Source organism: Mucilaginibacter sp. A3364, from assembly GCF_059690715.1.
Genome location: NZ_JCAWED010000002.1, coordinates 559,272 through 573,433, shown reverse-complemented (window position 1 = coordinate 573,433; position 14,162 = coordinate 559,272). Strand labels below are relative to the sequence as shown.

General features: G+C 47.3%; 4 protein-coding genes. All 4 read right to left on the bottom strand.

Annotation, left to right across the window (positions count from 1 at the left end; translation table 11 throughout):
* Positions 1-5: 5 nt before the first annotated feature.
* Positions 6-1,463, bottom strand: coding sequence for a TolC family protein (locus tag AC59JT_RS14920; RefSeq protein ID WP_497400308.1), 1,458 nt, complete (start codon positions 1,461-1,463; stop codon positions 6-8).
* 7 nt (positions 1,464-1,470) lie between these two features.
* Positions 1,471-2,718, bottom strand: coding sequence for an efflux RND transporter periplasmic adaptor subunit (locus AC59JT_RS14915; protein ID WP_497400306.1), 1,248 nt, complete (start codon positions 2,716-2,718; stop codon positions 1,471-1,473).
* 154 nt (positions 2,719-2,872) lie between these two features.
* Entirely contained in the window at positions 2,873-4,399 is a 1,527-nt protein-coding gene (locus AC59JT_RS14910; protein WP_497400304.1) for a glycoside hydrolase, read from the bottom strand.
* Between the two features lie 174 nt (positions 4,400-4,573).
* A complete protein-coding gene (locus tag AC59JT_RS14905; protein ID WP_497400301.1) occupies positions 4,574-13,891 on the bottom strand; it encodes a cadherin-like beta sandwich domain-containing protein in 9,318 nt (3,105 codons plus the stop codon).
* Positions 13,892-14,162: the final 271 nt, after the last annotated feature.

Sequence of the window (14,162 nt, the reverse complement as noted above, 5' to 3'; positions counted from 1 at the left end):
AAGGTTTATTTATACGTTATTTTTTGTTTGTTCTCAAAATCATAAAGCGATAGGTAGCGAAGCTGATAATAGGCTCCCCAAAAATCGCGCAGAGCGGTAACATGGTCGCGTTTGGCGCGGTCGTTTTCCTGGAAGGCGATGCTGAGGTCGGTAATGCTTAAGTTACCCAACACGTAGCGCTCGCGGGCTATCTTGTATTTTTCGCCGGCTATCTCGTCGGCCTCGGCGCTCAGGCTTACCTGGTCCTTCATCTGGTCAAACAAGGTAACCTGCGTTACAATTTCCTGGCGGAAGGTTTGCTTGTCCTGCTCCACGGCATAGTTGGTAAACTGCTCGTTGGCCTCGGCCGTTTTTATCTTGGCGCGCGAACGGCCCCAATCCAGTATTGGCAAGCTAAAAGTTAACTGCAATAACTGCTGGTTTTGCGGCGAACGGTAAACATCCGGGATATTACGTGCACTATTACTAAAGCCCAGGTTGGCCGTTAAAGATGCAGTTAAACCGGTTTCGCCGCGAGCTATGGCTACATCGCGCTTAGCTTCCGCCAGGCGGCGCACAAAGCCAATAGCGTCTGATCGGTTGCTGTAAGCTTGTTGTAAAACGCTGTCGGCCGTAACAGTCATCAGGCTGATGTTTTGGGGTACTTCCAGTTTAAATTTTTCGTTGCCTTCCTGCCCAATGTAGCTGCGCAACGCCAGCCCCGCTACCTCCATGTCGCGCTTGGCGGCGCCGGTGGCTTTACGCGCATTAACTAACTCCAGCTGGAGTTGCAGCAGCTCATTGCGGCTAACTTTTCCCATCTCAAACTTGGCGTTGGCTATTTTGAGGATGTTGGTGGTATTGGCAAAATTTGTTTCGGCTATTTGCAGGCTCACCTGCGCCAGCAGCAGGTCAAAAAAAAGCGAAGTCGCTTTAATAGCTATCTGCTCTTTAGCTTCTATGTAAGCCTGTATACTTTCGTTGTAAAGCAGCGGCTGAATTTTTTTATCCCACTTTAACTTGTTGAACTGCCCCAACGGCTGGCTCAATCCAATGGCATAAGGCACGCCGTTGTAAAGGGTATTATTGCGATCCAGATCGCTGAAGCGCTGCAGTTGGCTCATGCCGTAAATAGTGGCGCCGGTGGCGGTAATGCTCTGGCTAAAGTTGAGTGTTAGCTGCGAGTTATCGTTATGTATCTGTTGAAATAAAATCGTTCCATCCGGCTGTATAACCTGCTGACTGGTTTTGCTATATCCCGGCAGGGTGCCGTTTAAAGACAGCTGCGGATTATAATTCGATTTAAACGAACGCCAGCGCCAGTACTGCGTTTCGCGGGTGGTTGACGCTTGTTTGGAGGCTATGGAATTGCCCTTGGCCAGCTCTACCACATCCGATAATGAAAGACGCAGCGTATCGGTTTGTGCCCGGCTGCTCATCGCGCCCGCAAAAACTAATAGCAATATTGTGGTTACTCGTTTCATCGCGCGCTTAATCGGTTATGGTTACCTGTTTACTGTTTTTGAAGGATGACATGTCCGACGTGATGACCAAGTCGCCGGTTTTTACACCATCAAGCAGTTCAATGTTATCAAAGTTGCTCAGGCCGGTGTGCACGCTTTTGCGCACGGCCTTGTTGCCCTCCACCACAAACACATCCTGCGGACTAGCGCCTTTAAACGCTGCTCCGTTTGCCACCCGCATTATTTTGTTATGCACGGCGGTAACCAGGTAAACATCAACCTTCAGGTTAGGGCGCAGCTGTTTGTTGTTGCGTTCGTTAAGTTGTATATCAAAACTCACCAGATTGTTTTGTACCGATGGAGACACATTGGATACATGGCCCTGCAGTTGGGTATCGTTAATGCGTACAATTACGGGCATGCCGTTGTGTAGATCGTTCATATAGCTATCGGCTACGCTGGCGCTTACTTTAAAGCTGCTCAGGTCGGCAATGCGTAACAAGGTTTCACCCTCTTTAACATTGGCGCCAATGTTTTTGTTAACGTAGGTAATAACGCCCTTGCGGGTGGCGGCCACGCTGGCCAGTTGCAGTTTGCGCTCTAACTGCTGCATGTCGCGCTCCTGTATGCTGGCGGCAAGTTCGGCTTGCTTTTGTTCCAGCATCATGGTTTTTTGCTTGTTGCGCACCTCGTTTTCCAGTTGCTTTTTTTCCAGTTGGGCCACCTGTAGGTTTAGCTCGGCTTGTTGAATATCCTCGCGGGTGCCGCCGCCGGCTTTGAACAGGCGCTTGGCGTTTTCAACGGCATTGGTGAGGTCGCCTATGCGCAGTTGTTTAATATCGTTGTTGGATTTGATGTCGTAAAAGCTTTGGTTCAGATCCAGCCTCAGTTTGGCTATCTCGTTGCGTTTGGTCTCCAGCTGGAATTTGAGTTTGATGTAATCGTTCTCTGATGCCGATTTATCCAACTCGATAATAGACTGGCCCGGGTTCACGGTAGCACCGGCCTCGCTCAGCACCCGTTTTATCGATCCGTTTACCGAGCTGGTGATGATCTCTTCAAACTCGGGCAACACCTCGCCGCTGGCGTTGATGGTATTTTCTACACTGCCAATTTCAACAGGCGCGGTAGTAATTTCGGTACGACTTATAGATGAGTTGAGCCACACGCGCATTAGCCATATCAGCCCAAGTACCACAATGGCGGCAATTATAGTGATGAAGATAGTTCGCTTGCGTTTTTGCGCGTTGACCTCTTGCGTAATTTCTTTATCCATAGCAATTATTTGCCGGGGATTTTGCAAGAGCTATACCAAAGATAAAATATTATAAATCAGCTATTTGTGTGTTTGTTATTTTCAAAAAGCGTTCGATATCGGACAAAGCAATTCGTTAGCGAGCATTTATCATCGTCAGTGGCAGATGGTAGTTTTACAATTTGGCAGTTATAGTAACAACCGAGCGCGCCTTAACCTGCACCGAAGTGCCGCTTACTTTAGCAAATTTCAGATCGCTATCTGCCGAGGTGGTATAGGCCGATGCCGTACCGGGTTTAATGCCTGCGTTTGCAATATCCAGGCTGAAGTCTTCGCTGTTAGCATTCACCATAACCAACACCAAATTTTTATCTTTTTTGTAGGCTGATAGCATTAACGGTTTAGGCATATCAATGCCACCCAACGATGCATCAACCCGTACAAAACCGGGCTTGATAAACCGGCTGTAATTGCCCAGTACCCACAGCATTTTGCTGCTGTAAAAATTGCCGTCGGTTTTGTTTTTGTCTACGTATACCAGGCCGTCTTTATAATCATAGGCCGATATAGATGTCCACCACTGCCAGGCGGTGGCGTTGGCTACGGTCAGATCGTTGTGGATAACTGACGCCATATACAAAGCGGCATCTATGCCCAGATCTCGCTTGCTGCCGTTTATCTCGCCGGCGTTATCGCCCAAAATGCAGTATTCAGATTGCCAATAATCGAGGCCTTTTACCCGTGCTATACTATCCGCCAATGCCTTGCGCATTTTGATGGATGTAGCAATAGGCGAAGTGGTAAAATAACTATGAGCCGTTATGGTTTTGGCTACAGTTGGCAGGTTGCCGATGTAGTTGGGCGATACGGGTTTAAAAAAATCATTGATCTGGAAACCCTTGCCCGGCTTATCACCTTTGGTAAATAGGTAATCTATTTTCCCGGCTTCGCCGATAATGATCTTTGAACTTATTTTGTTTTGCACAAAAGCCGTATTAATTGCACGTACCAATCCAGCAATTTCGGTGTTGTTGTAGGGCGCGCCTTCCTGGCCGCCATCGCTCCAATCCCATTGCGGTTCGTTTACCGGGCTGATGTAGTTGAGCTTTATTTTGACGCCTTGCTCAATGCCTTTTACCACATTGGCTAAAAAGGTAGCAAAATCGGCATACTTAGCTGGCGCGATATTGGCCTGCCCTTTAACTGCATAAGCCTTCCCGTTCAAAGTAAACTGCACAGGTGGGCTATTATTAAATCCTAAAAATTGTGTAACCCCGCGCTGCTTTGCCGCCTTTAAAAACCAAAGCTGCCCGGCTTGCTTTTGCCAGTTGTAAGTGCCATCGTTATTGAGGAAAGATTCGGCGCGGCGCCACTCGTCTCTTATCCCGCTCTCGCGACCCTGCTCTGCACTACCTGCGCCAATGTTAAAGCGCCATAGGGATAAACCGATACCTTTCGGCGAACCATCCGCCCGGTTTTCATTGCTGAACAATAGATCGGCAATGGCATTACGCTTTTCGTCGGGCCAGTTGCCCACAAATTGCGCCGCCCAGGCATCCGAGCCGCCAAAGTTGTTGATGGTTTGATAGGTTTTAGAGGGGTTGACGGTGAGTGTTGTTTGTTTTACCTGCGCTGTAGCGACAAGGGTATTTGCGAGCAACGTTAGGTTAGCAGTAAGTTTGAAAAAAAGGTTATGGTTCATGTCGCGTACAATCAATTGGTATTAAGCTAATGTATTAAATGTGTTTGATATCGCCTAAATCGCAAAACCTCATAAAAATTATATTGTTAAGTAAATATTGAAAACAACGGAGCCTGTAAGCAAAAACGCCGCTCCTTTTTGAGGAACGGCGTTTGCAATTAAGGGAAGGGGGGGTTAGTATTTCACTATTAGATAGCCTGTTTTGCGTAAGGACTGTCCTTCTTTCTGATATTCTATCAGGAAGAAATAAGTACCTGCCGGTACTAAGGATCCGGTTAGGTTTGAATGTCCGTCGAACACTTTTGAAGTGTTATCATAATTCTTCACCTCGTAAACCTTGGCGCCGCTGCGGTTAATAATGGTTACCGAGTTGTTTTTAAAGTTGGTAATGCCATCGATCTTAAACACATCACCAATACCATCACCATTAGGTGATAATGACTGATGCGGAACAAGTTCATCCCCTTCGGTTGCCGGGCCATTGTTGATGAGCGTATTAGTTTTATCAACGGTAGCTGCTACCATGCGCATGGCCGGTTTGGTAACCGTAACTGTGTAGGTTTTGGTGGTTGTACCATCTTCGGCAGTAACCACGGTGGTAAGTACTGTTGAACCCGAAGCATTAAGCGGAAAATAAGTGCTCACGTTAGATGGGGTAGCAACATCGTTCACCTTCAACGAGGCATTTGGATCATCTGTACGCGCCAGCTGTTTAATGCGGGTTGTGCTTGCCGAGTTTAAGGCAAGGGTGTAGGTTACGGCATCAAGTTTGGTTAAAGTACCCTCGCTAAAATCAAGTTTGGCCAGGTTAGCATTGGCCGCGCCAACTTTGGTGATGGTAATGGTGTAAGTTTTTGTAGTGGTGCCATCTTCGGCGGTTACTACGGTATTTAAGGTAGTAGTGCCAACAGCGTTTAAAGCAAACGTTGTGTTTACATTTGATGTCACTGTCATACCATTCACTTTTAGTGTAGCATTCGGATCATCGGTACGGGCCAGCTGTTTGATAGTAGCCGTAGTTAACCCAACAACCGTAGCGGTATAAGTAAGCGGATCAATTTTGGTAATTGTACCGCCTGTAAGGTCAAGCTTGGCCAGGTTAGCATTGGCCGCCCCAACTTTAGTGATGGTGATGGTATAGGTTTTAGTGGTTACACCATCCTCGGCCGTTACTACGGTGTTTAAAATGGTAGTGCCTACGGCATTTAAAGCAAAGGTTGTATTAACGTTAGATACAACGTCTGCGCCATTTACTTTAATAGTAGCGTTCGGGTCGTCGGTACGGGCCAGTTGTTTTATGGTGGTCGTGGTTAAACCGGCAACGGTAGCGGTGTAAGTTGTTGCATCTATTTTAGTTAATATACCGCCGGTAAGGTCAAGCTTAGCCAGGTTGGCATTGCTTGCCGCGGCTTTGCTCACTGTAATGGTATATGTTTTTTTAGTAGTACCATCTTCTGCAGTAACTACCGTGGTTATTGGCGTGCTGCCGGTTGCATTCAGCGTAATATAATCTGAACTGCCGTTTATAACCGGCTGGCCATTTACCGTTACGGTAGCATTCGCGTCTTCAGCACGTGTCAGTACTTTCAGGCGTGTAACACCTATCACAGTAGCGGTATAAGTTATAGGGTCAACCTTTACTAATTTACCGTCGCTCAGGTCAAGCCTGGCCAGGTTAGTATTAGTTGTAGGTGGCCTGGTAACAGTTAACGTGTAGGTTTTGGTAGTAGTGCCGTCTTCCGCAGTTACAACCGCGGTAATAACCGTATTAACCGTTGTTAACGGAATATAGTCCGAACTGGTACCTGTTACCAATACGCCATTTACGGTCACCGTTGCGTTAGGGTCGTCGGTGCGTACCTGTGCTTTTACCCTGGTAATAAGCGGTACGTTACCGGTGAACGTTATCGCATCGATCTTGGTCACCGTGCCCTCGCTCAGGTCAAGCTTGGCCAGGTTAGCATTGGCGGCCCCAACTTTAGTGATGGTGACGGTATAGGTTTTAGTGGTTACACCATCCTCGGCTGTTACTACGGTGTTTAAAATGGTAGTGCCTACGGCATTTAAAGCAAAGGTTGTATTAACGTTAGATACAACGTCTGCGCCATTTACTTTAATAGTAGCATTCGGATCGTCGGTACGGGCCAGTTGTTTTATGATGGCGGTGGTTAAACCGGCAACGGTAGCGGTGTAAGTTGTTGCATCTATTTTAGTTAATGTACCGCCGGTAAGGTCAAGCTTAGCCAGGTTGGCATTGCTTGCCGCGGCTTTGGTAATGTTTACCTTATAGGTTTTGGTGGCAATGCCATCCTCGGCAGTAACAACCGTAGTTATTAACGTTGTGCCGCTGGCTTGCAGCGTTATGAAGGCCGAGTTTTTGCCGGATAGTGTTGGCACGCCATTAACAGTTACACGGGCGCCGGTATCCAGCGTTAAAACTCTTTGTGTTACCTGCGTAACGCCCAGGTTGTATATCACCACATTAAACTCTTCGGGCCCCACACGGGTGCGCACACCTTCGCTTACCGATAGCAAACTTAGGTCGGCAATTGGCGATGCTTTGCGGGTGATGTTTATGGTGATTTCCTGGTTATCGCCACCGGCAGGATTCTGAATTACCAACGGAACGCTGGTCGGCGTACCTATCGGGTTAAGCATCACATCAGCCGATGGATGGCCTGATTGTACCTGTGCGCCGTTTAGCAAAATTACCGCGGTGGAATCAGTAGTCCTGGGGGTGATTTTAATACGATCGGTACCGCGCCCGTATACCAGGATATTGTACCGCGCATTGTTAACCTTGGTGATAATACCCGAACTTGCCGAAAGGCTGTCTAATAACACCGGTATTGCTTTAACGGTTAATACCTGTGCAACGTCAGCCGGCGACAGGTGATTGCCATCTTCGGCAGCCTGCGATGCGGTAATGGTAGTGGTGCCACTATAAACCGGGTGTATTTTTCCGTCAACGATCTTGGCTACCGTGGTATCACTGCTGGTATAAGTTATAACGTTTGGCAATGTGCTTGTTGCGCCCGGCGAAAAATCAGGCGTGTTGTGGTTAACAGCTGTAAGCGGTGGGAACACGATAGGTGCTGTTGCCTGGCCTTTAACCACCAAAATAGTTTGTGTTTTGTTGGTTGGTGCATTGTAGTTTGATGTGCCTACCTGCGACGCGGTAATAGTTGCTGTACCTAAGCCGGCAACCCTTAAGGTGTTGCCACTTGCCAAAGCTATCACGCTACTGTTATTGGTAGCGTAAGTAACGGCAGTGCCGGTATTGGTACTTACCGCAGGCGAATAATTGGCGTCGCCATAGGCAACTGTATCTAAGGCTGCCAGGGTAATAACGGCGGTGCCTTTACTAACGGTTAACGATTGTTGTACAGAAGTTGCAGCTTCGTAAACGCTATTGCCGGGTTGAGACGCTGTTATGGTAACCGACCCCGTAGCTTGTAAATGGATCTTACCACCTACAATGGTTGCCCTTGAGGTGTTTGATGACGCATAGTTAACCGGCAGGCCCGAGCTTGCCGTTGCCGGCGAACTATCAGGATTACCGGTAGGCTGGTTACCAACATAGGCCGGGAAGGTAATAGTTTGTGGTAATAACCTGTTAACGCTGATGTTATAAGTGCGCGTGCTATCGCCTACATTTACCACAATACTAACCGGGTTTGCGCCCGATGTTAATGAAATAGATTGCGACGCTGTACCCGAAGTAACAGTGTTGCCATTTACAGTTATTGTAGCATCAGGATTAGTCGGGGTAAAGGTTATGCTTGAGGTAGCGCTTGACACTGGTAAGGTGTAACTTAACGTACCCGTAGTAAATGTTGGCGAGAATGTACCCGTACTGGCCGTTAAAGTTTGCAGGCCCGCTACACGGTTAATAGTTAAATTATAGGTTTTAACGCTGGAGCTATCGCCTGAAGTAACGATCACCGGAATAGCATTTGTACCCAATGTTAATGGCACACTTGCCGATGGTGAGCCCGAAGCGGTTTCAACGCCATTAACCTTTATAGTTGCACTCGCGTCGGTAGCAGTTGGGGTTATGATGATGGATGAACCCGCAGTGGTACTGGCATATTCGGTAGTAGCACCGCTAAACGCCGGCGATAACGCGCCGCCGTTAGTCGCCAATGCAGAAAGTGTCGCATCAGTACCCGCGGTTTTTAGTGATATGGTAGTTGTGCCTGCAATGCCCGCGGCATTATAAGCTGAGATAGTATAGGTTTTGGTAGCGCTGCTTGCTGTAGGCGTACCGCTTATAATACCGGTAGTATTATCAAAACTTAATCCGGCAGGTAAACCCGGGTTAATAAAGTAACCACCATTTGGCGTTAGTTTTTGAACAAGGTCTGTTGACGAGCCGTCAACGGTTAGGTATAAGTTATTAGCCTGGTCAACAGTAACGTCTCCAAGGCCAGGGCTGGTGAAAGTGCCGGTACCTAATAAATTGACAGGCGTGGTTGGGAAAGATGTTACACTTGCCGGTATAGTTAACAATTTGTCGATAGTAGCAATGTAAATGTTCCCGCTTCCGTCAACCTCAACACCGGCAGGATAATTCAGGCCCGATGATACCAATACGGTTTTAACGCCGGCCGGGCTTATTTTAGTTAATGAGCCTGATGAAGTTGATTTGGTAACATACACGTTTCCGGCACCATCTGTGGCAACCCCGTAAGGGCTGCTCATGCTTGTCGCAAATGTAGTGGCGGCGGTGGCACCGGCAGCAATTTTCATCACGGTGTTGTTGTTTGTTCCCACGTATATATTCCCCGAGCCGTCAACAGCTATGGCTAGTGCGTTAGTAATACCAGTGCCGAAGGATGCCCCGTTTTTAATAATTCCCCGGGTGTAGTCGGCAACATAAACATTTCCTGCAGCATCAGTTGCTACGCCATATGGGTTTGTGTAAGTACCGCTAAGGGCTGATACTGTGCCACCTATTATTTTTTTGGCAAGAGTTACGGTTACAACGTATAGGTTTCCCGTCGGATCTACGGCCACCGCCCATGGGTCGGCAATGCCCGTTGTTACGGTTGTTAATGCAGCCTTATCAGCCAGGTAGCCGCTGGTGCCAAATGAGCTTACACCACTGCTTGTTGGTGTTAACGCTGTAATAGCGGCGCCAACGTTGTAAACTTTGGTGCCGGCAAGGGCGTAATCAACAGTTGGTGGTATTAACCTGGTAATAGTTAGCGTATAAGTTTGGGTGGTTGTACCGTCGTCGCCTGTAACTACAACAGGGATTATATTTTGACCAATAGACAATGCTATAGGCTCTGATGCTGCGGCCGAGGCTACAGCAGTTCCATTAACGGTAACAGCAGAGGCTGGTACTAATACAGTAGGTGTTATAGTTATTGAAGACGCTATAGTAGACACTGTATAGCCGGTGGTTGCGCCACTAAATGCCGGGCTTATTGAGCCGGCTGTTGTGGTAAGGGCAGATAAACTGGCATCAACAGTTTTGGTTACGGTTAATGTATAAGTACCGGTGGTTAAGCCATCGGCGGTAGTAACAGTAACAGGGATAACATTTTCTCCTTTTACCAGATTAATAACCTGCGAAGCAGCGCCCGAAGCTACCGTAATATTATTAACCTTAATGGTGGCGCCTGCCACCGTAGTTGTTGGCGTAACCGTAATTGTAGGCTGTATAGTAGTTAAGGTATAGTTGTTTGTTGATGAGGTAAATGCCGGCACTACAGCGCCCCTGTTTGTAGTAAGGCCCGAAAGCGTTGCATCAATAGTTTGAATGTTTACAGTAGTTACGCCATAATTATCACCAAGGTTATAGGCATATATCGTATAGTCAGTAGCGGGTGTGGTTTGCGTAGGCGTGCCGCTTATAACGCCGGTATTGGGGTCAATAGTAAGGCCGGTAGGCAGGGCCGGGCTTACATAATAGCCGCCCACCTGTTTGTTTTGCAGGAAACCTAACGGTGTACCCTGGCTTGGGGTATAAATATTGCCAACCGCGTCAACCGCTATACCGATACCCGCGCTAGGCACGGTAAACAGTGTAGTTGTTACGTTCGCCGGCGTAATTTTTTTAACAGTTCTTTGCCCTTCAATAACAATTAAATTACCAAGGTTATCAACAGCAACGCCACTCATGTTGCTTAGCCCTACGCCCATAGGTATCATTTGCGCAAGCGCTACCGGGTATGACGCGGTAGCGGGTATCTTATATACGTATTGCGTACTCAAACCGCCGGTTACATATATATTACCGGCCCTGTCTGCTGCTAACTGGCTGGCGTTAGCAATGATACCTGATGCGGTTACATTGCTTACTACGTTGCTTGTATTAATTTTTTTGATGGCGCCATCATTAAAGTAAATATTTCCTGCCGCATCAACCGCTATGCCCGAAACAGTGCCGGTAAGACCTGTAACTAACGTTGTAAGAACACCGGCCGGGGTTACTTTATGTACAGCTGATGATGTGCCAAAATAAAGGTTACCGGCAGCGTCTGACGTCATTACGGCCCCGAATGTTACCAAAGCGTCTGAAGTTACCGTGATAGCGGTGCCCCCGCCCGGTGGAATTTTTAAAACAGTACCCGATATGGTATATACATTACCCAGTCCATCGGCAGCAGCTTGTTGCGCTGTAGACGATATGGTATTGTAATAAAGGTTGTATGATTCATAACCATGGGCAGCTACACCAGTACTAATTGGCGTGATAGGAGCAGAACCTGCCAAAAACGTATAAGGACCGCCCGAATAGGCCACTGTTGGTACGGGCACACGGGTAATGGTTAAGGTATACGTTTTAGTATCAAGCCCATCGCCTGTTGTTACCACTACGGGCACAATATTACTACCAACGCTTAAAGCTACGGTTGAGGCCTGGCCGGATGTTGCCGTAACACCATTAACGGTAACGGTAGACGATGCATTGTTAACAGTAGGCGTAATTTTAAGCGTTGCGGCACCTACCGTTGCGGTGTAATTTTCGGTGGCCGAATTAAATGCGGGGCTTAGGCCTGCCTGGTTTAATGCCAGGCCTGACAGGGTTGGGTCAACAACCGATATAGTAACGTTATTGGTTACCGTAGCGCCGCTGGTGCCATACGCTATGCCGGTGTAAATTGTTGCGGCTGAAGCTTTAGATGGGGTGCCACTTATTGCGCCGGTTGCGGTATTCAACGTTAAACCGGTTGGTAATACCGGGCTAATATAATAACCTCCGTTTTGCGCTATTTTGTAAATGTTTGTGCCTCCGTTGTCAGACACAAATACATGCCCATTGGCGTCTGATGCTAACCATTTGGGGCCCGTAAGTGTGCCGCTAATAGTAGTTATAGCGCCGCTGGGGTCAATACGTTTAACTACCTTGTTCGTTTGGTCCGATACAAAAACCTCGCCGGCATTACCCGCTGCAATACCACTCATGCTGCTAAAGCCGGTTGCATATACGCCCAGGCTTGCTTTCGTTACCGGAAAAGTAGCGCTGCCGGGTATCTTGTAAAGCCCGCTGTTGTCGGTAAAGAAAATATCGCCGGCCTTATTAGCGGCCAGGCCAGTAGCCGTGGTTAATCCGCTGCATACAACGGTGTTATTAGTACTACTAATTATTACACGCCTTAGATTTGCCCCTGACGTATAATATAAATAAGTGCCTGTTGGGTCAATAGCTAAACCTCCCGACGATGTGATGGTAATGCCACTGGCAACCGTAGTAACAGCGTTATTGCTGGCCGCTATTTTCTTTAAAACACCGCCTGTGCCCGAGCTTAACGTATAAATGTTGCCGGCGTCGTCAAAAGTAACATATGCCGGTGTATAGCTCATAGCCACACTGGCGGTTTGCGTTCCGTTCGCGGCTATTTTTCGTACGTTGGTACCTACCGCTACCGCTATGTTTCCGTTTTTGTCAACCGCTATGCCATTAGGCGCGGCCCCGGCCGCAAAAAACGATGCCTGGGTATTATAACCAAATGGCTCTGTACCGCCACTCGAAGGCACTAATGGCGTTATAGCTGCACCTGCCACATATTTTTGCGGGCCCGCGTAAGCTAATGAAAGCTCACCTTGCCTGGTTATATTTAAAGTATAGGTTTTGGTATTGGTACCCGGCGCGGTAATTAAAATAGTGATCGCGTTAGCACCCACCGTTAAGGGAACGTCTGTCGAAGCAGTGCCCAAAGTGGCCGATGCGCCGTTGATGCTGATCGTGCTACCAGCGTCAGCGCCGGTAGCACCAACGGTTAAAGTACTCACGCTGTTAATAACCGAGGCGCTGTATGTAATTGTATTACCGTTAAACGTAGGCATAAGCGTTCCCGAATTTAAGGTAATGCCCGATAAATTGGCATTGCCTGATAATACCTGCATGTTTACAACGGCACTTGCACTGTTACCATTAGTATTATGGCCGGTAATGGTATAATCAGTGGCAGAAGTTACGGTTGTCGGCGTTCCGCTTATTTCGCCTGTATTAGCATTTAAAGCTAAGCCAAACGGTAAACCAGATATGGTATATCCGCCTGTTTGTACATATTTGGTGATATTTTGACCGTTTGCAGCAACAACATATATATTTCCAACAACATCACGCACAACAGCTCCCGGGCTAAAATGGTCCCCCGGCAAATCAGTAACAGCTTTGGTAACAGCGTCTATACGGTGTAATTTGCTACTACCAAAACCGGTGACGTATATACTACCACTGTTATCAAGCGCCAGCCCGTCTGTGCCATCCAGGTCTGAAGCTAAAACTTCAAGGCTTGATGCCTGAATTGGATACGAGGTAATGGTAGCTGCCATTTTATAAACATTTCCAAAGTCGGCAATAAAAAGATTGCCGGCATTGTCAAAAGACATAGCTCTGGGCGACATCATGTTTTGAACAATAACCGTTTTGTTAGTGCCAACACCACCAGATAAGGTAAATCTTATCAAATCCGCAGGGCCATTATATTCGGTTACAAACATGTGGCTTTGCTGATCAAAGGCAATCCCGCCCGGCACGCCTAACGTAGTAGCTACAGTGGATCTGATGCTACCAACTTCTCCGGGTTCAGTTATTTTTATAATAGTTTTAGCGGAGCCATCGCCAATATAAAGATTACCGCCTGCATCAAAAGCGAGACAAGAAATATAGCTAAATCCTGAAGCAATGCTTGTTCCGCTATCGCTGCCTACCGGTACTTTAAATACTTGGTCGCTTGTACCGTAATAGAGGTTACCTGCCGCGTCTATAGCCAAAGTGCCCGGGAAATCGACCGTGTATGGAACAACGGTTGAAGATGCATAACTCAGCGCCGATACATCGGTACTGCTGGTTGGCCCAAAGGTGGCGATAGCCGCGCCTGTACCAAAAGTTTTGGGACTGGCATAGGTTATCGATGGCGTTTGTGCCCTGGCTGCCAGGTTACCAACGCTTAACACCATAAAAGTAAGCGCTATATATTGCGCTAACTTTTTAAAAATTGATGGTGAGCTTAGGGGGTAAAAATTCTCCATATATAATGATTGTTTTTAGTGCTTGGTTTTATGTTTAGGTTAAGTACTTGACTTGCAGTTAATGTTTGGCCAAAATAAGTCAAATACTTATGCCCGTAGGGGTACAATTGGGGGACAATTTTAAGGCGGCGCTTAAACGCAGGTTGGCATCCAAATGTTTTATAAAAAATCTGTTTTCTGAAAAAAAATTAATAAGTCAAATCGGAGATCAGTTAAAGGAAGCGCAAATTACAGCATATAAAAAATAATAACACCAAGAGCCGGTGTATAC